Origin of the sequence: Pseudolysinimonas kribbensis (genome assembly GCF_030161895.1) — a bacterium.
Classification (GTDB): domain Bacteria; phylum Actinomycetota; class Actinomycetes; order Actinomycetales; family Microbacteriaceae; genus Pseudolysinimonas; species Pseudolysinimonas kribbensis.
This window is the reverse complement of the sequence record NZ_BSVB01000001.1, coordinates 2,443,572-2,462,175: the sequence shown is the minus strand read 5'-3', so window position 1 is coordinate 2,462,175 and position 18,604 is coordinate 2,443,572. Positions and strand designations below refer to the sequence as shown.

General features: G+C 72.0%; 16 protein-coding genes and 2 pseudogenes. All 18 read right to left on the bottom strand.

Annotated elements, in window-relative coordinates; translation table 11 throughout:
* Positions 1-25 precede the first annotated feature (25 nt).
* A complete protein-coding gene (locus QQK35_RS13600) occupies positions 26-856 on the bottom strand; it encodes a sugar phosphate isomerase/epimerase family protein (protein WP_284254643.1) in 831 nt (276 codons plus the stop codon).
* Complete coding sequence (locus QQK35_RS13595) at positions 853-2,043, bottom strand: DUF993 family protein (protein ID WP_284254642.1); 1,191 nt, start codon at positions 2,041-2,043, stop codon at positions 853-855. The genes QQK35_RS13600 and QQK35_RS13595 overlap by 4 nt, the downstream gene beginning before the upstream one ends.
* A 4-nt stretch (positions 2,044-2,047) precedes the next feature.
* On the bottom strand, positions 2,048-3,193 hold the full coding sequence (locus tag QQK35_RS13590) for a Gfo/Idh/MocA family protein (protein ID WP_284254641.1): 1,146 nt from the start codon (positions 3,191-3,193) through the stop codon (positions 2,048-2,050).
* A gap of 104 nt (positions 3,194-3,297) precedes the next feature.
* Positions 3,298-4,293, bottom strand: a complete 996-nt coding sequence (locus QQK35_RS13585) for a LacI family DNA-binding transcriptional regulator (RefSeq protein ID WP_284254640.1) — start codon at positions 4,291-4,293, stop codon at positions 3,298-3,300.
* A gap of 131 nt (positions 4,294-4,424) precedes the next feature.
* Entirely contained in the window at positions 4,425-4,889 is a 465-nt protein-coding gene (locus tag QQK35_RS13580) for a hypothetical protein (protein ID WP_284254639.1), read from the bottom strand.
* Positions 4,889-6,265 (bottom strand): aldehyde dehydrogenase family protein, encoded by a 1,377-nt coding sequence (locus tag QQK35_RS13575; RefSeq protein WP_284254638.1) that lies wholly within the window; start codon positions 6,263-6,265, stop codon positions 4,889-4,891. Before QQK35_RS13575 ends, QQK35_RS13580 begins: the two co-directional genes overlap by 1 nt.
* 35 nt (positions 6,266-6,300) lie before the next feature.
* Entirely contained in the window at positions 6,301-7,191 is an 891-nt protein-coding gene (locus tag QQK35_RS13570) for a BadF/BadG/BcrA/BcrD ATPase family protein (protein ID WP_284254637.1), read from the bottom strand.
* Complete coding sequence (locus tag QQK35_RS13565) at positions 7,188-7,394, bottom strand: hypothetical protein (protein ID WP_284254636.1); 207 nt, start codon at positions 7,392-7,394, stop codon at positions 7,188-7,190. Before QQK35_RS13565 ends, QQK35_RS13570 begins: the two co-directional genes overlap by 4 nt.
* Entirely contained in the window at positions 7,391-8,224 is an 834-nt protein-coding gene (locus tag QQK35_RS13560; protein ID WP_284254635.1) for an SIS domain-containing protein, read from the bottom strand. The genes QQK35_RS13565 and QQK35_RS13560 overlap by 4 nt, the downstream gene beginning before the upstream one ends.
* Positions 8,221-9,348, bottom strand: a complete 1,128-nt coding sequence (locus QQK35_RS13555; RefSeq protein WP_284254634.1) for a Gfo/Idh/MocA family protein — start codon at positions 9,346-9,348, stop codon at positions 8,221-8,223. The genes QQK35_RS13560 and QQK35_RS13555 overlap by 4 nt, the downstream gene beginning before the upstream one ends.
* On the bottom strand, positions 9,345-10,115 hold the full coding sequence (locus tag QQK35_RS13550) for a sugar phosphate isomerase/epimerase family protein (RefSeq protein WP_284254633.1): 771 nt from the start codon (positions 10,113-10,115) through the stop codon (positions 9,345-9,347). The genes QQK35_RS13555 and QQK35_RS13550 overlap by 4 nt, the downstream gene beginning before the upstream one ends.
* Positions 10,105-12,028: pseudogene (locus QQK35_RS13545) on the bottom strand (primary-amine oxidase). The gene QQK35_RS13550 and the pseudogene QQK35_RS13545 overlap by 11 nt, the downstream one beginning before the upstream one ends.
* Before the next feature lie 343 nt (positions 12,029-12,371).
* A pseudogene (locus QQK35_RS20535) lies at positions 12,372-13,010 on the bottom strand (NAD-dependent epimerase/dehydratase family protein); the annotation flags it as partial.
* Complete coding sequence (locus tag QQK35_RS13540; protein WP_284254632.1) at positions 13,007-13,789, bottom strand: sugar phosphate isomerase/epimerase family protein; 783 nt, start codon at positions 13,787-13,789, stop codon at positions 13,007-13,009. The gene QQK35_RS13540 and the pseudogene QQK35_RS20535, both read right to left, overlap by 4 nt.
* Positions 13,786-14,436, bottom strand: a complete 651-nt coding sequence (locus tag QQK35_RS13535) for a ThuA domain-containing protein (RefSeq protein WP_284254631.1) — start codon at positions 14,434-14,436, stop codon at positions 13,786-13,788. Before QQK35_RS13535 ends, QQK35_RS13540 begins: the two co-directional genes overlap by 4 nt.
* A gap of 80 nt (positions 14,437-14,516) precedes the next feature.
* Complete coding sequence (locus QQK35_RS13530; RefSeq protein ID WP_284254630.1) at positions 14,517-16,166, bottom strand: ABC transporter substrate-binding protein; 1,650 nt, start codon at positions 16,164-16,166, stop codon at positions 14,517-14,519.
* Between the two features lie 13 nt (positions 16,167-16,179).
* Positions 16,180-17,355, bottom strand: a complete 1,176-nt coding sequence (locus QQK35_RS13525) for an ABC transporter ATP-binding protein (RefSeq protein WP_284254629.1) — start codon at positions 17,353-17,355, stop codon at positions 16,180-16,182.
* On the bottom strand, positions 17,264-18,601 hold the full coding sequence (locus QQK35_RS13520) for an ABC transporter ATP-binding protein (RefSeq protein WP_284254628.1): 1,338 nt from the start codon (positions 18,599-18,601) through the stop codon (positions 17,264-17,266). Before QQK35_RS13520 ends, QQK35_RS13525 begins: the two co-directional genes overlap by 92 nt.
* Positions 18,602-18,604: the final 3 nt, after the last annotated feature.

The following is an 18,604-nucleotide window of genomic DNA, read 5'->3' as shown; positions in this document are numbered from 1 at the left end:
GCCCGCCGCGACGGCGGCAAGATGCTCAGAGCACCGGCTCGACGAACTCCCGGTAGGCGGCGGCGCAGCGCCGCGCGACCTCGGCGGGGTCGGCGTCCCACACCTCCTGCCGGAACACCTCGCATTCCACGTCGCCCGTGTAGCCTGCGTCGCGCAGCAGGGCGGTCACGGCGGTGAAGTCGATGTGGCCGTCGCCCGGGATGCCGCGGGACAGGAGAGCGTCCGGCGCGATGGGCGTCACCCAGTCGCACACCTGATAGGAGGCGATGCGGCCCTCGCGGCCGGCGCGCGCGACCTGCGCGGCGAGCTCGGGATCCCACCAGACGTGGAAGGTGTCGACGACGACGCCGACGGCGGCGGGCTCGAACGGCGCGGCGAGGTCGAGCGCCTGACCGAGCGTCGAGACGACAGCGCGATCGGCCGCGTACATGGGATGCAGCGGCTCGATCGAGAGCTGCACGCCCCTCGCCGTGGCGTCGGGCGCGAGCTCGGCCAGCGCGTCGGCGACCCGGGAGCGCGCGCCGACGAGGTCGGTCGAGCCGGCGGGCAGACCGCCCACGACGAGCACGAGGGTCGGGGCGCCGAGCGCCTCGGCCTCGTCGAGGGCCCGGCGGTTGTCGTCGAGCGCGGCGCGGCGCTCCGGTCTCTCGGGAGTCGTGAAGAAGCCGCCCCGGCACAGGCTCGAGACGCGCAGCCCCGACCCCCGCACGAGGTCCGCGGCCCGGGCGAGGCCGACCTCCTGCACGGGCTCGCGCCACAGCCCGATCGCCGGGATGCCGGCCTCGGCGGTCACGCGCAGCGCCGTCGCGAGGTCGGCCTTCTTGATGGTCGCCTGGTTGAGCGAGAAGCGGTTCATGCCTCGATGCCGTTCACCCGCAGCAGGGCACCCCAGCGCTCGGCGGCGAGGTCGGGACTCTCGAGCGCGGCGGCCGCGTCGGCAAGCCGCACGAGTTCGCTCAGGTGCACGAGGCCGCGGCCGGCGTGCAGTCCGCCCACGAGCTGGAACGCGCTCTGATGTCCGTTCAGCCAGCTGAGGAATGCGACGCCCGTCTTGTAATAGGGAGTGGGCGCCGCGAACACCTGCCGGGCGAGCGCCTCGGTGGGCGCGAGAACGGCGCGGTAGCGGGCGGTGTCGCCGTCATCGAGCGCGGCGAGCGCCACGGCGGCGCGCGGCGCGACCGCGGCGAAGGCGCCGAGCAGGGCGTCGGAGTGGCGCTGCACGCCGTCGACGTCTCGCCCGCCCTCGATGAGCTCGACGTAGTGGTAGTCGTCGCCCGTGTAGAGCCGCGCGGGCGCGGGCAGTCCGGCGCGCACCACGCGCTCCGCCTCGGCGTCGAGCAGCGACATCTTGATGCCGCGGACCTTCGCGAGGTTCTCGCCGATGATCCGCTGCACGGTCTCCGCGGCCGCCCGCCAGTCGGCGCCCGTCGAGCCGGCGGGGCCGAAGTAGCCGGCCAGCTGCGCGTCGAACGCGTCGCCGAGCCAGTGCAGCACGACGGGGGCGCCGGCCCGGTCGAGAACGGCGCGGTACACGCGCTCGTAGTCGGCGGCGGACTCCGCGGCGCGCGCGAGGTGCCGGGATGCCATGAGCACGACACCCGCGCCGGCGTCCTCCGCGACCTCGAGCTGCGTGAGGTACGCGTCGATGACCGCGTCGAGCGGAATGACGGGCTCGGCCACGTGGTCGGTGTTGACGCCGACCACGAGCGGGCCCCCGACCTCCCGGGCCGCCGCGGCGCTGCGCCGGATCAGCTCGGTGGTCGCGGCCCAGTCCAGGCCCATGTTGCGCTGCGCGGTGTCCATCGCGTCGGCGACGCCGAGACCCCACGACCAGACGTGACGGCGGAACGCGAGGGTGGCGTCCCAGTCGAGCTCCGCCGGGGCGCCGGGCGTGTTGTCGGCCCAGGCCCGCGGCACGACGTGCGCCGCGGCGAACACCTCGCGGGTGCGCGGGGCGTGCGCCGGTCGCGGGTCCGGCGGCGGGGGTGCGAGCTCGAGCCGCGTCGACGTGCCGTCGGCGCCGAGCAGCGCGACCGAGCTCACAGGGTCACCGGCGCGAGATCGACGCGGCGCCCTCGGCTGAGCTGCGCAGGCCCTCCTCGCTCAGCCGCACACCGCGAGCGCCCGCGAGCAGATCGAACGTGTACGGCGCGTCCTCCGCGACATGCCGGATGAACTGCTCCCACTGGGTCTTGAACCCGTTCTCGAAGACGTCGTTCTCGGGCAGCTCGTGCCAGTCGCCCAGGTAGTCGCGCGGGTCGGGCACGTCGGGGTTCCAGACCGGTTTCGGGGTGGCGTTGCGCGGCTGGATCTCGGCGCCGAACAGGCCGACGACCGCTGATCCGAGGGTGCCGTCCACCTGGAACTCGACGAGCTCCTTGCGGTGCACCCGCACCGCCCAGCTCGAGTTCAGCTGCACGACGGCGCCGTTCGCGAGCTCGAAGATCGCGTAGGCCGCGTCGTCGGCCGTGGCCGGGTACGTCACGCCGTGCTCGTCGACGCGCTGCGGGATGTGGGTGACCGCCCGCGCGTACACCGACGAGATCGATCCGAAGAGGTTCTCGATCACGTAGTTCCAGTGGGCGAACATGTCGGAGGTGATGCCGCCGCCGTCCTCGGCGCGGTAGTTCCAGCTCGGCCGCTGGGCGGTCTGCCAGTCGCCCTCGAACACCCAGTAGCCGAACTCGCCGCGCACGCTGAGGATGCGGCCGAAGAAGCCCGAGTCGATGAGCCGGCGCAGCTTCTGCAACCCGGGCAGGTAGAGCTTGTCGTGCACCACGCCGCTCTTGACGCCCGCCTCGCGCGCGCGGCGGGCGAGGTCGAGGGCGTCGGCGAACGACTCGGCGGTGGGCTTCTCGGTGTAGATGTCCTTGCCGGCGGCGATGGCGCGGCGGATCGCGTCGACGCGCTTGGTCGTGACGAGGAAGTCGGCGTAGAGCGGGTACTCGGGATCGGCCAGGACCGCATCGAGATCGGTCGTCCAGTGCTCGAGGCCGTGTCGCTCGGCCAGCACCCGCAGCTTGTCCTCGTCGCGGCCGACGAGCACGGGGTCGGGCATGACGCGGGAGCCGTCGGAGAGCAGCACGCCGCCCTCCTCGCGGATCGCCAGGATCGAGCGCACGAGGTGCTGCCGGTACCCCATGCGTCCGGAGACGCCGTTCATGATCACGCCGAGTCGGGTGGTGCGGGTCATGCGGTTCTCCTCGCGTACGGAAAGTGCTTTCCGTAGCATAGCGGCAGTGTCCCGCCGCGTCGAGGAGTGCGAGCCCGCGGCTCAGGCGGCCGTGCTCGCGCGCATCAGCACCGTCGTGCCGAGCCGCACCCGCGGGTGGACCTCGTCGCCGAGGGCGAGCTCGATCGCGTGCTCCCCGCCTCCTCGAGCGGCAGCCGCACCGTCGTGAGCGCAGGGGCGGCGTCTCGCGACGGCGCGATGTCGTCGAAGCCCGCCACGCCCATCCGGTCGGGCACCCCGACCCCGGCCTCGCGCAAAGCCGCGAGCGCCCCGATGGCCATGACGTCGTTGACCGCCACCACGAGGTCGGCCTCGACGCCGGCCCGCAGCAGGTCCCGCATCGTCGCCTCGCCGTCATCGCGCCCGAAGCCGCCGGAGACCACGCGATCGCCGGACAGCGGGATGCCCGCGGTCTCGAAGCCGTCGGCCAGACCGCGCACCCGCTCGCGCGCGATCTGCAGTTCGGCCGGGCCCGCCAGCACGAGCGGGCGGCGATATCCGAGGCCGGCCACGGCCGCCGCGAGATCGCGCCCCGAGCCGGCGTGATCGAACGAGACCCGCGCGTACGGCAGGGAGTCCTGACCGATCGCGACCACCCGGCCGCCTCCCGCCTCGAACGCGTCCAGCTCGCCGAGGAGGGCGGCGCGCGTGCGGTCCGGATGCCGGCGGCTTCCGGCGAGCACGATCGCCGCCGGCCGCTGCCGCCGCGCCGTGCGCACCATGTCGAGCTCGCGGGCCGGATCGCGCTCCGTGACCCCCATGAGCACGAGCCGGCCGTCCGATCCCGCGCGCCGCATCGCCCCGGCCGCGATCGCCGCGAAGAAGGGGTCGGTGATGTCGCTCACGACGAGGAAGATGCTCGTCGATCCTCCGCGCGCGAACGCCTGGGCGGGCGCGTTGGTGGAGTAGCCGAGCCGCTCGGCGGCGGCGAGCACCTTCACCCGGGAGTCCTCGCGGACCCGCCGGGCGCTGCCGTTGAGCGCACGCGAGGCGGTCGCCAACGACACCCCGGCCTCGCGGGCGACGTCGTAGAGCGTCGGAGTCGCGGGGCGGGCGGGCACGATTCGCAGCATAGGGCTCGAGCCCGCGTCACTGCCGCTCCGGGGCGACCGGCATCGAGTTGACGCAGATGACCGGTCGGAGCGTCGCCGCACCGGGCATCTGGGTCAGGTCGATGAGGACGAGCGGGTCATCACGGCGCGGTGAGAGCCAGCAGCGGCATCGCGACGAGGGACAGCGCCGTGGCGGCCGCGAGCGCGCGATCCGCACGGGTGCGAGTGGACGGCAGGCGCGCCACCGCCCAGGCGATCACGACCGCGACCTCGGCCAGGGCGCCCGCGCCACCGCCGTGCGCGTGCCCGGCATGCACGGCGGTCGCCGGCGTCGTCGCGATCATGGCGAGCACCATGGCGCCCATCGCGGCGAGGTCGACCAGCGCGGCGACGAGATGCGGCCGGCTGCGCGCGAACGGCGCGAGGGCGAGCCCGAGCGCCACCAGCACGGCGAGTGCCGCGAGCTGGTCGGTCGGCGATCCGCCCGGCAGCATCGCGAGCGCCATGGCACCGAGCATCCCCGCGTGCACGACGACCGGCCAACCGATCGACCGGCGGGGAGCGGGCGCCACCACGTCACCCGATCCCACACCGGCCGTCGTCATCAGGCCTCCCAGACCGTCTTCGTGTTGACGAACTCGCGGATGCCGAACCTGCCGAGCTCGCGCCCGTAGCCCGAGTCCTTGACACCGCCGAACGGCAGCCCGAAGAACGAGGCGGTGTTGCCGTTGGCGAAGACGGCGCCGAACTCGAGCCCCTCCTGCAGCCGCGCGAGCTCCGCCGGGTCGGTCGTCCACACGGACGCCGCGAGGCCGAAGTCGGAGTCGTTGGAGCGCTCGATCGCCTCCTCGACGCTCGAGACCCGGTAGACGCAGGCGACGGGGCCGAAGCACTCCTCGCGGTAGATCCGCATCTCGGGGGTCACGTCGGTGAACACCGTCGAGGGATAGAACCAGCCGGGGCCGCTCGGCAGCTCACCGCCCGTGTGCACCGTGACGCCCTTCGCCTTGGCGTCCTCGACGAGCTCGTGGGCCTCGGCCCGCACCTGCTCGGTCGCCATCGGCCCGAAACCGGTCGCGGGATCGAACGGGTCGCCGCCCGTGGTCGCCTCCATCTTGGCCAGGAACGCCGCGAACCACTCGTCGTAGACGTCCTCGTGCACGTAGAACCGCTTGGCGCAGATGCAGCTCTGCCCGCTGTTCTGCGTGCGCGAGTTCGCCCCGAACTCGGCCGACTTCGCGACATCCGCCGAGGGCATGACGACGAAGACGTCGGTGCCGCCGAGCTCGAGCACGCTCTTCTTGACGTTGCGCCCCGCGGCCTCGGCCACCGCCGAACCCGCGCCGACCGAGCCGGTGAGGGTCACGCCCTTGATCCGGCGATCGTCGATGAGCTTCGAGGCGGCGGCGCCCTCGACCAGCAGCGTCTGGAACGCGCCCGCCGGGAATCCGGCCCTCTCGAACAACTCGCCCAGATACAGCGCGGTCTGCGGCACGCTCGACGCGTGCTTGAGCAGCCCGGTGTTGCCGGCCATGAGCGCGGGCGCCGCGAACCGGATCACCTGCCAGAACGGGTAGTTCCAGGGCATGACCGCGAGGATCGTGCCGATCGGCTGGAAGACGACGCGCGCAGCGCTCGCCCCGACCGTCGACGCCTCGACGGGCGTCTCGTCGGCGAGGTACTCCTCGGCATGATCCGCGTAGTGCCGCATGCCGTTGGCCGACTTCGTGACCTCGTACTTCGCGGTGCCGATCGTCTTGCCCATCTCGGTGGATGCCAGGCCCGCCACGCGGTCGAGCTCGGCATCCATGAGGTCGGCGGCCGCGTGCATCCACGCCGAGCGCTGGGCGAACGTGGTGGCGCGCATGAGCGCGTTGGCCGCGTCGGCACGCGCGAGGATCTCCTCGATCTGCGCCGCGCTGTGCGGCTCGAAGGTCTTCAGCGTCTCGCCGGTGGCGGGGTTGATGGTGGCGATGGCCATGAGTGCGACTCCTTCTTCGTCAGTCGATGCGTCGATCAGGACGCCAGGCGGCGCGCAATGGCGAGCGCGCCGACGACAGGGGGCTCGGTGAGCAGGCGCACGCGGAATGCGGGATGGCGCTCTCCGACGATCCGCGCGAGCCCGTCGGCGAGCCGGGGCTGGTTCACGATCACGCTGCCGGCCGCGACGACGTCGGAGCCGACCGCTCCGCGCCGCACGAGCTGGTCGACGAGCCGGGCCAGGTGCCGTGCGGCGTCGTCGACCACGCGGGCGGCCCCGGCCGATCCGGCGTCGGCGGCGGCGAAGACGGCCGGCGCGGCCGGACCCCAGTTGTCCATCGTCGCCTCGTCGTTCACGGCCCGGGCGAGGCGCTCGGCGTCCGCGACGCCGAAGGCGCCGAGCAGGGCCGCGAGCAGGCCGTCGTCGGGCTCGCCGTCGTCGTGGGCGAGCAGCGCCGCACGGGTCGCCTCGCGCACGATCCCGGCGGAGCCCGCTTCGTCGCCGATGATCCAGCCCCAGCCGCCGGTGATGAGCGGGCGGCCGTCGGCGGCGGTCGAGACGCCGATCGCGCCCGTGCCCGCGATGACGCCGATGCCGGTCTCGAGCCCGGCGGCGGGCACGAGCAGGGCGGCGTCGTTGACGCAGCGCGCCCGGATGCCCGCGGCGCCGAGCGCGGCCGCGAACTCCTCGGCGATCTCCGCGGTGTCCAGGCCCTGAGCGCCGATCCCGACGGCGCGCGGCTCGAGACCCGCCGGCAGGGCGCGCTCCAGCAGGCGGCGTACCCACGCCACCCCGTGCGGGATGGGCTCGGCACTCCAGCCCTCGGCCGCGACGGTCGTGTCGACCACGCGCGTGCCATCGGGGGTCGCGGCGAGCACCGCCGCCTTCGTGCCGCCCAGGTCGAGCCCGACATCCACGGCGGTCATGCGTCCTCCGCGCGGACCGGGGCGACCTTGATGTCGTCGGCGTGGAACACGAACTCCTCGATCGGCACGCCGCGCGCCTGCGCGACGCCCCCGGCGAGGGACTGCACGACCGCGGCCTCGAGGATCGCGCGCTGGGCCGCGGGCATGCGCGGCAGCCGGATCACGGCGAGCCCCGGCTCGTCGGCGACCTCCTGCCGGGTCACGAAGACGACGCGGTTGCCGGCGTCGAGCAGGGTGCGGGCGAGGCCGGCCTCGCGGCGATCGCCGAACACGACGTGTACGCCGCCCCCGCGGACTCCATCGACCCGTGCAGGTACTGCCGTGTGCTCATGGCGGTCGCCGGGATCCGCGCCACCTCGCGCAGCAGCAGGGCCCCCTCCTCGGCCGAGCCGACGGCGGGCGCCGAACCGACGAAGTCCGCCCACGGCACGCCGTCGAACAGCCCGACGGCGCGGTCGATCGTCGTGGCGATTCCCTCGTCGAAGCGGGCGAACGCGGCCGGCAGCTCGTCCCAGCCGGGGTCGATCCCGCCGCCGTCCCAGCGGTCGGCCAGCATGCCGAGCGCCGCGAGGGTGGCGGTGTAGCCGATCGTCGATGCATAGCTGTCGCGCAGGCTCCCGAGCGTGAGGCTGTCGGTCACGAGCTCGGTGATCGGCGAGGGGGCGCTGTTGACGACGGCCAGCCGGCGCTCGGGCGGCACCGATGCGAGCGCGTCGAGCGTCTCGGCGCTGCGTCCGCTCTGCGACACCCCGATGATGCGGTGCTCGGTGAGGGGGTACGGCACGGGCACGTCGCCGGCGCTGATGCGCCAGGCGGCGATCCCGCGCTTGCGCAGCGCCCACACCGGTGCGCACGATGCCGCGTGGCTCGCGCCGATGCCGACCATGACGGGGCCGGGACCGCGGAGCGCGCCCTCGGCCTTCCATCGGTCGAGCTGCTCCCGGATGCGCGCGATGGCGACCCCGAGCTGCTCGGCCTGGCCGCGCCGGGCCTGCTCGTACGCGATGTACTCGGGTGGGGCGTACAGGGTCACGACGAGCTCCCCGCGTCGGGCAGCGTCGCTGCGGTGGGATCCCAGTCCGTGGGAAGCGGTTCGACACGCGGGGCGCGGGTGGCGAGCGCGACGGTGCGGCCTCCGGCGTCGGCGGACTCCTCGATCGCGAGCATGACGTCGAGCGCGTGCAGCGCGAGCTCGCCGCTGGCACGCGGACGCACGCCGGCGCGGATCGCCCTGGCCATCTCGACGACGCCGGTGCCGCGGGCGCGCGGCGTTCCGGGCGGCGGGCTCTCGCGCCAGCCGGCGCCGCGGGTGCCCGCGGCGGCGATCCGGGTGGGGCCGTCGAACCCGCTCACGGGCACCTCGAGGGTGCCGGCATCGCCGGTGACATCGAAGAGCTGACGCTCCACCCAGGAGTCGAAGCTGTAGACCGACGTGCCGACGACGCCGGATTCGAACCGCAGCAGCGCGCTCACGTGGGTCCACACCTCGACGGGGAACTCCGTGCCGGCATCCGGTCCCGACCCGACGACGCGCGTCGCGCGCGGCCGGCTGCCGAGCGCCTCGACCTCGACGATCGAGCCGAGCAGCTGCACCATCGTCGACACGTAGTACGGGCCGATGTCGAAAAGCGGCCCGGCGCCGCGGGCGAACAGGAACTGCGGTCGCGGGTGCCACGAGTCGGGCCCCGGCCCCTGCATGAGCGTGAGCAGGGTGCGCGGCGCCCCGATCTCGCCGTCGTCGAGCAGGTGCTGGGAGTGCTGGATGCCCTCGCCGAGGATCGTGTCGGGCGCGTTCCCGACGACCAGGCCCGCGGCGCCGGCCGCCTCGAGCAGTCGCCGGGCGTCGTCGCGGCGAAGCGCCATCGGCTTCTCGGCCCAGACGTGCTTGCCGGCCTCGATCGCGGCGAGGCCGACCTCGGCGTGCGCCGCCGGGATCGTCAGGTTCACGATCAGCTCCACGTCGTCGCGGGCCAGCAGCGCCTCGGGCGTCGCGGCGTGCGCGATGCCGTAGGCGTCGGCCTGCGCGGCCGCGCGCGCGGCGTCGAGGTCGGCGATCGCGATCACCCGCAGGTCGGCCGCCGCGGTCATCGCCCGCAGGTACTCGTCGGAGATGTTGCCGGCGCCGATGACGCCGATCCCGACCGGTCCGGTGTTCATGTCGCCTCCAGCAGCTCGGCGAAGAACCGGCGGTTGCGCTCGAGCACCGCGAAGACGTCGCCGTCGACGACCACCTCCACGACCGCGAGCTCGAGCGCAGGCGCGGCGAGCGCCACGACCTCGTCCATGCGCCCGGTGATGTCGACGCGCGCGGGCGGGTCGTCGGCATCCGGCGGCTCGTTCTTCACGTGCAGCATCCGGATGCGGTCGAGGTGCGCGGGGATGAGCGCGAACACGTCCGCCCCGCCCACGCTCGCCCAGTAGGTGTCGACCTGCAGCACGATGGCCGGGTCGAGCGCCTCGACGAGCAGCTCCCACGCGTGCCGGCCGTCGATCATCGACGAGAACTCGAAGTCGTGGTTGTGATACCCGGTGCGGATGCCGTGATCGGCGTAGAACGCGGCGGCCTCGTTGATCTCCGTGGCGAGCGCGTGCACGTCGTCCGCGGTCGCGAACCGCGCCTTGTCGACCCACGGCACGACGACCGTGCCGATGCCGAGCCGGCGCGCGGCGGCGAGCACGGCATCCCGGTCGAGGTCGGTGATCTTGACGTGCGCAGTGCGGGCCTCGAGTCCCGTCTCGGCGAGACCGGCGGCGAGCTCGTCGGTCTGCCCGAGCACGTCGTACGGCTCGACGTCGGTGTAGCCGAGCTCGGCGAGCCGGCGCAGGGTGCCGCGCAGCTCGGGGCCGAGGTGGTCCTTGGTGCTGTACAGCTGCACCCCGACGCGCGGGGACGGGCCGCGGGCCTCGGTCCGGTCAGTGCTCATGGTGCGCCCCTCCGTGCGCCGGGTGGCAGTGCTCGCTCGTCGACTCGGGGATGTCGAGCGCGGGGTTGCGGCCGAAGAAGCCGTGCGGGCGCAGCACGAAGCCGCAGGTGTCCACCGGCATGACCGGCCAGTCCTCGACGCGCGGGAAGTGCGTGAGGCCGAACGTGTGCCACAGCACGATGTCGGCCCCGTCGACCGGCCGGTCGGCCTTCGTCCAGCTCGGCAGTCCCGCGCCGCCCGCGTGCAGGTTGACCAGGTCGCCCGCCGGGTAGAGCTCGTCACGGTCGTACGCCGTGACCCAGAGGTGCTTGGTCGCGAAGGTGGCGCGCTTGTGGATGTCGGACTCGGCATCCGCGAGCAGCACCGGCTTGCCCTCGGGCAGCAGCACCCAGCCGACGTCGCGGCCGAGCCGGTTCTGGGACGAGGGGTTGCCGATGAACCACAGGCGGTTGCGCAGGTTGTCGGCCAGCCGCTGGGCGTCGCTCTCCCGCCGCAGCCGCGTCACGGTCTGGGTGAATCCCGTTCCGGTGGGATTGCGCTCGCCACGCGGCACGAGGGCGGCCTCCAGCTCGTCCACGTAGTTGTCGACACCGTCGACCGCCATGTCGAGGCGCGCGCTGAACAGGTGCTGGTGGTGCGGAGCCCCGAGCCCCGGGGCGATCTCCGTCGCGAACTCGTAGCCGTCCCGCGGGTAGGCCGAGGTGAAGACCACGCCGGTCGCCTTCACCTCGAATTCGATCGATCCGTCGAGGCCGAAGTACCAGTAGAACCCGTAGTCGTAGTTGCCGACCGTGACGAAGAAGCTCACGACGAGGCGCCGGTTGCGGCGCGAGTCGCTCGAGCCGTTCCAGTTGTCGAAGTGCTTCCAGAGGATGCCCGCGTCCTCCTCGTGGATGCAGATCGCCTGCGGGATCACCCGGGCGCTGCCGTCGTTCGCGGCGACGACCGCGTCGAGGTAGGTGATGTCGCCGACGCAGTCGCAGCCGAGCTCGAGGAGTTGGCGAACCCGCCGAGCAGGTACTCGCCGCAGTCGAAGAAGTTCTGGAACCAGCGCTGCGGGCTCGGGTCGCCGTACGGCACCATCATCTCCGCGATCGAGGCGCGGTAGATCACGGGGCGCTGCTCGCCCTCGTCGGCGATCGAGATGTTGTGCAGCACGAGCCCCTCGCGCTGGTCGAAGCCGACCTGCAGCTCCCAGCCGGCCCAGGACAGCACGCCGTCGTCGTCGATCGTGAAGCTCGGACCCTCGGGCTGGGTGATCTCGATCGGGCGAAGGCCCGTGCGGTCCGGTCCGCGCCACGATGCGAGATGGAAGTTGCCGTCCTCCTGGGGCACGGGCAGGTCGACGTAGTCGATGACGTCGAGCACGTCGCCCGTCACGACGTCGACCATGACGGTCACGCCATCGACCGGATGCGCCCAGCCGAGATCCTCCGGGGTCTTCTGCACGAAGGTGAAGCAGCGCTGGATGCGCCGGCCGGCCTCGTCGACCGAGAGCACGCCGGCGCTCAGCGGGTTGACCCGCAGGGTCGACAGGTCGGTCAGGCCGCGCTTGCGCATCGCGGCGAGCCAGCGCTCGTCCCGATGCACGACCTCCTCGACGTAGGCGAACTCGCGCAGCACGACCGGCACGGCGCCGTCGACGGACGTGTCGAGCAGGCGCTGCGACACGAGTCGGCCGCTCGCGGGCGCCACGACCACGTCGTGGGATGCGCCGGTGCGCATGTCGATGAGGAAGCCGCGCAGCTCGCGCTCCCCGGGGCGCCGGCGAGCACGTCGCGTTTGTCGGGCTCGCGCAGACCGAGGTACGACACATGCGTGTCGGGGCCCGCGAGCCCCTCGCGGCGCAGCACCTCCATCGCCTGGTCGATCTCGTCGGCGGTCATGGTCGTGAGCGCGGCGGCGGTCGTCATCGGGATCCCCGTTCGTCAGGCGGTCGAAGGCGGCGTCGAGCACGGGGTCGACGCGCTGCAGCTCGGGATGCGCGTCGTACCACGCGAGCACCTCGCGGGCGCCGTGCGAGAAGTCGACGGCGGGGGCGAAGCCCGGGACGAGCCGCGAGAGCTTGGTGGTGTCGAAGATCATGGAGTGCCGGAAGTCGTGCTCGAGCACCTCGGCCCAGGGCGGATGCGCCGCTCCGACGTCCTCGCTGGAGCGATGCACGAGCACGGGGTCGCGCACCCCGGCGGCCTCGGCGAGGACCCGGTGGATCTGATCCCAGGTGAGCAGGTCGCCGCTGACGAGGTTGACCGACTCCCCCACAGCGTGATGGTTGCCGAGCAGCGGCACGAACGCCCGCGCGAGGTCGCTCGAGTGCATGAGGGTCCAGATCGAGGTGCCGTCGCCGGGCACGACCACGGCGCGGCCGGAGCGCATCCGCTGGATCGCCGTCCATCCGGGGAGGATCGGGATGACGCCCCGGTCGTAGGTGTGGAACGGCCGCACGATCGTGAGCGGCAGGCCCCGCTCGCGATAGGCCTCCTCGAGGGCGAGCTCGGTCGCCACCTTGTCGCGGGCGTAGCCGAAGACCGGCTGGCGGCGCGGGCTCGACTCGGTGATCGGCAGCAGCGGCACCGGCCGCGCGTAGACGCTGCACGTGCTGATGAAGACGTACTGCCCGGTGGAGGCGACGACGGCGTCGAGGCCGTCGCGCACGTGGTCGGGGTGGAATCCGATCCAGTTGACGATCGCGTCGTACTCGTGACCGCGCAGCACCCCGGCGACCGCGCCGGGCTCGCGCAGGTCGGCTCGCACGTGCCGCACGGCGTCCGGCAGCTCGCGGCGGGGCTCGCCGCGGGTGACGACCGTGAGCTCGGCCCCTCGCCGGGCGAGCTCCGCGGCGACCGCGGAGCCGATCATCCCGGCCCCGCCGAGGAAGAGGACGCGCAGGCTCATCGGCTGCCCCGGGACAGCCCGCGCCCGACGAGGTAGTCGTAGCTCTGCTCGACGGCCTCGAACGTGGGCACGCTCAGCCGCTCGAGCTCGAGCAGGTGCCAGTCGAGGCCGGGGTTGGCGGCCAGCGCCGCATCCCAGTCGATCGATCCCTCGCCGATCGGCACCATGACGTCGTGCTCGTAGCTGATCGCCGGGCCGTCCTTGATGTGCACGTACTCGACGCGATCGCCGAGCGCGGCGACGACGGCGGCCGGGTCGGCCCCACCCATCCGGGTCCAGTACATGTCGAGCTCGATGACGACCCGCGGGTCGAGCTGCTCGAGCAGCAGGTCGTAGGCCTGACGGCCGTCGAAGACCTGACTGAACTCGGCGAAGTGGTTGTGGTACGCGATGCGCATGCCGTAGCCGGCGGCGTTCTCGGCGCCGTCGTTGACCCGCACGAGACCCGCGGTGATCGCCTCGGGGCTCTCGAACTCCTCGCGCTCGAGGCTCCAGACCAGTGTCGTCGCGCCGAGTTCGGCGTTCTCGTCGAGGATGCGGGTCGCATCCGATCCGCTCGGGAACGGCGCGTGGGCGCTCGTCAGCTCGAGCCCCGCCGCGTCGATGGCGCGGCGCAGGCGGGCCGGGGTGAAGTGCTCGAGGAGCCCATAGGTCTCGACGCCGAGGAAGCCGAGCTCGGCGATCCGGGCGAGGGTGCCCTCGAGGTCCCGCCGCGCCAGGTCGAGGACCGTGTACATCATGACCCCGATGCGCGGGAGGTCGTTCTGCGCGGCGTTCACGAGCGGTGCGCCACCCAGTTCAACGCCTGCCGCACGAGCCGCTGGAACGAGGGGTCGCCCCAGACGCGCATGTCGTGCCCGAGCGCGAGATAGACGACGCGTCCGGCGCCGAGCTCGCGGGTGTAGAGCACGGGGATGATCTCGCCGTCCTGGTCGCGCCGGCGCTGCGCGAGGATCTCGTGGTCGCCGTCGGCGAACTCGAACTCGTAGAACTCGTCGTAGAGCTCGAAGTCGCTCACGCCCTCGGTGATGGGATGCTGCGCGACGACCTCGATCCGCTGCATCCCCTTGTGGTATCCGGGGCCGTGCGAGAGGTAGTGGTTGCCGAGCACGCCGAACCAGGTCGCGAAGCTGTTCGCGGCATCCGGCTCGACCGATCCCATGACGTTGGAGCAGTGCAGGGCGACGACGCCGCCACCGTTCCGGATGCGCTCGGCGAACGCCTCCTGCTGCGCGGGCGTGAACTCGCCCCCTGCCTTGTAGAGCAGGAAGACGTCCTGGTTGGCGGTCGACTCGAACGGGTCGACGAAGCGCTGCATCCCGGCCGCCGGGGTCGTGATGAAGCCGGCGTCGGAGGCGATGCGCGAGAGTGCGGGGGCGGCCTGCAGCAGGTCGTGGTCCACGTCGTCGCCGGCCACGAGGACCATGGCGCGCTGGGGGTGGTGTCGGTCACGTTCTCTCCTCGGGAGGGTGGTGGGGCGGCGCTCGCGGCGCCGCCCCACCGGTGTCACTTGCCGGTCGGCTTCAGCTGCAGTGCGACGACCGGGTTCGGGTCGCCTCGCCAGTACGGATTCGCATCCGTCGGGAAGCCCTTCACCTTGGTGTCGTTCCAGTCGGCGTAGCCCTGGTAGTAGCTGAGGATCAGCCACGGCTGGCCCTCGACGAAGCGGCCCTCGAGCCCCTCGATGGCGGCGTTGCGCTGCGCATCGGTGGTGGCGTTCTCGTAGTCCGCGAAGAACTTCGCGGTCTGCGGGTCGTTCCAGCGCTCGATGTTCTGCTTCGTCTGGTCGACGGTGCCGACGGGCGCGTAGTACTTCGGGTTCATCCAGGCGTTGTAGAGCCCGTAGACCGTCGTGTACTCGTCGATCGGGTAGCCGATCGTCGCGTCGTAGTCGCCCTTGCTGGTCAGCGGGTCGATCGCGTCGACGGACACGCCGTTGACCGCGACCTTCATGCCGGCCTGCTTGAGGTTCGCCTGGATGATCTGCGCCGCCGCCACCTGCTCGGTGTACGCCGACGGGATCGTGATGGTGAACCCGAGCGTCTTGCCGCCCTTGGCGTAGTAGCCGTCGGAGCCCATCGTGTAGCCCTGCTGCTCGATGAGCTTCTTGGCGCCGGCGACGTCGTACGAGTACGTGGCGTCCTTGTACTTGTCGGCGATCGCGTTGTCGAACAGCGGCAGCGGCAGGCCGACCTTGTTGGTCGCCGCGGGGCGGTTCGCCGAGTCGGCGACCTGCTTGCGGTTGATCGCCAGGCTGGTGGCCTCACGGATGGCCTGGTCGTCGAACGGGAACGCCGCGTTGTTGGTGATGAGGCCGTCCGAGCCGATGACCGGCCAGAAGTGCTTGAACTGCGGCCCCTTCGCGGTGAAGGTCTGGTCGATGTTGGCGATGTAGGCGCTCGACCAGTCGACGTCGCCCTGGATGAGGGCGGCCGCGACGGCGGTGTTGTCCTTGTAGCCGATGACCCGGATGCCACCGATGTACGGCTTGCCCTTCTGCCAGTAGTCGTCGTTCTTCATGAGCGTGTAGCTCTGCGGGCTGAACTTCGCCTTGTCGAAGACGAAGGGTCCGGTGCCGATCGGGCTCGGGTCCTCGAACTTGGTGAGGTCGCCCTTCTTGGAGTAGATGTGCTTCGGCACGATCTCCGTGTTCGCCGTCTTCGGGAAGGACGGGCGCCCGTTGTTCTCGAACGTCATGACGACCGTGAGCGGACCGTCGGCCTTGACGGAGTCGTACTCGAGGCCGTTCAGGTTCAGGGCCGGGGTGTCCTTGAGCATCTGGTACGTGTAGACCACGTCATCGCTCGTGAACGGCTTGCCGTCGCTCCACTTCACGTTCGCACGCAGGTGGAAGGTCAGCGTCTTCGAGTCGGACGACCAGTCCCACTTCGTGGCGAGCCACGGCTTGTAGTCCTCGGACTTGATCTTGTTCACCTGCACCAGCGGCTCGTAGATCATGAACCGGTTGGCCTGCGTGCCGCTCGTGGGCAGGTAGGGGTTGAAGACGTCCTGGAAGTCGCCGCCGGTGATGGCGGTGTTCAGGATCAGTCCGTCCTTGGAGTCGGATCCGCCCGACGAGCAGGCGGACATGGTCGCAGCCATCGCGACCACGGCGACGGCCGCGATCGCGGCACGCCATCTCGTGCTTCGTGACATCGTGTGCTTCCTCTCAATGCGGTGTTGCGGTGGGATCGGCGACGGGCTGCTCCGCCCGCCGGATGGGGGCGAGCTGGGCCCCCGGGTTCATGCAGCCAGCAGCGCGCCCAGTGCTCCTCGCCCAGCGCGAAGGCGGGGGCGAATCGGTGAGGCAGCGCTCCATGGCGAAGGGGCAGCGGGGGTGGAATCGGCATCCCGACGGCGGGTCGATCAGGCTCGGCGGCTGACCGGTGTCCTGGATCCGCTGCACGCCCTCCGGCCGATCGGGGTCGGGTGCCGAGTCGATGAGCAGCCGGGTGTACGGATGCCCGGGATGCTGGGTGACCGACTCGGCCGGCCCGCCCTCGATGAGCTCGCCCGCGTACATGACCGAGGCGGTGGTCGCGAAGTAGCGCGCCGAGGCGATGTCGTGGGTGATGTACAGCAGCGCCAGGTTGCGCTCGCGCGCCAGCTCGTCGAGCAGGTTCAGGATGCCGAGGCGGATCGACACGTCGAGCATCGAGACCGGCTCGTCGGCGAGCAGCACCTTCGGGTTCGCGGCGAGCGCCCGGGCGATCGAGATGCGCTGCCGCTGGCCGCCCGAGAGCTCGTGCGGGAACTTGTCGGCGAACTGCTGCGCCGGCGTGAGGTTCACCTCGGCCAGCACATGCGCCATGCGGGCATCGATCTCGGTGAGCGAGAGACCGCGATGGTGGATCCGCAGCACCCGTCGCAGGTGGTACGCGATCGTGTGCACCGGGTTGAACGACCCGAACGGGTCCTGCAGGATCAGCTGCACCTGGCCGACGTAGCGGCGCAGGGCCCGTCCCCCGCGCACCCGCACCGGTGCCCCGTCCAGCGAGATCTCGCCGGCCGTCGGCGTGTAGAGCTGCGCGATGAGGCGCGCCACGGTCGACTTGCCCGACCCCGACTCGCCGATGATCGCCGTGACCTCGCCGGGGCGCAGGTCGAGGTCGACCCCTCCACCGCGTGCACCACCTTGCCGCGGCGCGCGAACAGGCCGCCGCGCACGGGGAAGCGCTTCGTCAGTCCCCGCACGCTGAGCACCGGGGCGGGTCGCGCCGGCGTTCCCGGTGTCGTGGTCATGCGCTCGGCGCTCATACCGCTGCCCCTTCCGCGAGCGCGGCCTGCTGGGCCGTGTAGAGGTGGCAGGCGACCGCGCGCGGTGCCGGGGCGTCGCCGTCGGCATCCCGCACGGTCGGGATCGGCAGCAGCGGAGGATCCTCGACCGGGCACGGCTCGAAGGCGTGCGGGCAGCGGGTGCGGAACGGGCATCCACTCGGCAGCGCCCGTAGATCGGGCGGCGAGCCGACGATGCCGGTCAGCGTCTTCTTGGGTCCGCTGAGGGTCGGGAACGACCCGAGCAGGCCCTGGCTGTACGGGTGCTGGGGCGAGCTGTAGAAGTCGCGCGCCGCGCCCGTCTCGACGACCCGGCCCGCGTACATGATCGCGATCTCGTCGGAGAGCTCGATGAGCATCGAGAGGTCGTGGGTGATGAAGATGACCGAGAAGCCGAGCCGGTCCTTCAGCTCCATGATCTTCTCGACGATCTGGCGCTGGATGACCACGTCGAGGGCCGTCGTCGGCTCGTCCATGATGATGATCTCGGGATCAAGGGCGAGCGCGATCGCGATCATGACGCGCTGGCGCATGCCGCCGGAGAGCTCGTGCGGGTAGGCGCCGACGCGGTCCGCGCTGATGCCCACGAGCCGCATGAGCTCCCGCACCCGCTCGGCGCGCTCCTCGCCCGACATCCCGGGACGGTGCGCCTCGATGGCATCCTCGATCTGCGCCCCGACCCGCAGGATCGGGTTCAGGGCGTTCATCGCCGACTGGAAGACGATCGACAGCTCCTCCCACCGGAAGTCGGTGAGCTCGCGGTCGTCGAGCGCCAGCACGTCCACCGTCTCGCCGTCGCGGCCGGTGTACAGCAGCTGGCCGGCGGTGATCTGCGCCGGCGGCTGGTGCAACCGCGTGATCGCGTAGGCCAGGGTCGACTTGCCCGAGCCGGACTCGCCCGCGATGCCGAGCACCTGCCCGCGACGCAGGGTCAGCGAGACGCCGTCGACCGCGCGCACCGGCTGGTCGGCCGAGCCGTAGTCGACCACGAGATCGTTGATCTGCAGGATCACGTCACCCCGGGTGAACGCGGCGTCGGTGCGCCGCAGGGCACGGCGCGGGGTGCGTCCCGTCGCGCGCCGGATGCCAGCCGCCGACGCGCGCGCGGCACGCTTCGCGCCCTTCCGGGTCGCGATCCCGGCCGAGCGCAGCCGCGGGTTGATGAACTCGTCGATGCCGAAGTTGATGAGCGACAACGCCGTGCCGAGCAGCGCGATGCACAGTCCCGGCGGCACGAACCACCACCACGCGCCGAACGCGAGGGCCGAGCTGTTCTGCGCCCAGTACAGGATCCCGCCCCACGACCACTCGGTCACGTC

Coding starts and splice junctions, on each gene's coding strand:
- QQK35_RS13580 (WP_284254639.1), bottom strand. CDS start 4,889: ATGACGACGGCCGGTGTGGGATCGGGTGACGTGGTGGCGCCCGCTCCC.
- QQK35_RS13590 (WP_284254641.1), bottom strand. CDS start 3,193: ATGACCCGCACCACCCGACTCGGCGTGATCATGAACGGCGTCTCCGGA.
- QQK35_RS13575 (WP_284254638.1), bottom strand. CDS start 6,265: ATGGCCATCGCCACCATCAACCCCGCCACCGGCGAGACGCTGAAGACC.
- QQK35_RS13555 (WP_284254634.1), bottom strand. CDS start 9,348: ATGAACACCGGACCGGTCGGGATCGGCGTCATCGGCGCCGGCAACATC.
- QQK35_RS13530 (WP_284254630.1), bottom strand. CDS start 16,166: ATGTCACGAAGCACGAGATGGCGTGCCGCGATCGCGGCCGTCGCCGTG.
- QQK35_RS13535 (WP_284254631.1), bottom strand. CDS start 14,436: ATGGTCCTCGTGGCCGGCGACGACGTGGACCACGACCTGCTGCAGGCC.
- QQK35_RS13570 (WP_284254637.1), bottom strand. CDS start 7,191: ATGACCGCCGTGGATGTCGGGCTCGACCTGGGCGGCACGAAGGCGGCG.
- QQK35_RS13550 (WP_284254633.1), bottom strand. CDS start 10,115: ATGAGCACTGACCGGACCGAGGCCCGCGGCCCGTCCCCGCGCGTCGGG.
- QQK35_RS13525 (WP_284254629.1), bottom strand. CDS start 17,355: ATGCCGACGGCGACGCCCCGGCACCGCGCGCGGTCGCCTGCCACCTCT.
- QQK35_RS13600 (WP_284254643.1), bottom strand. CDS start 856: ATGAACCGCTTCTCGCTCAACCAGGCGACCATCAAGAAGGCCGACCTC.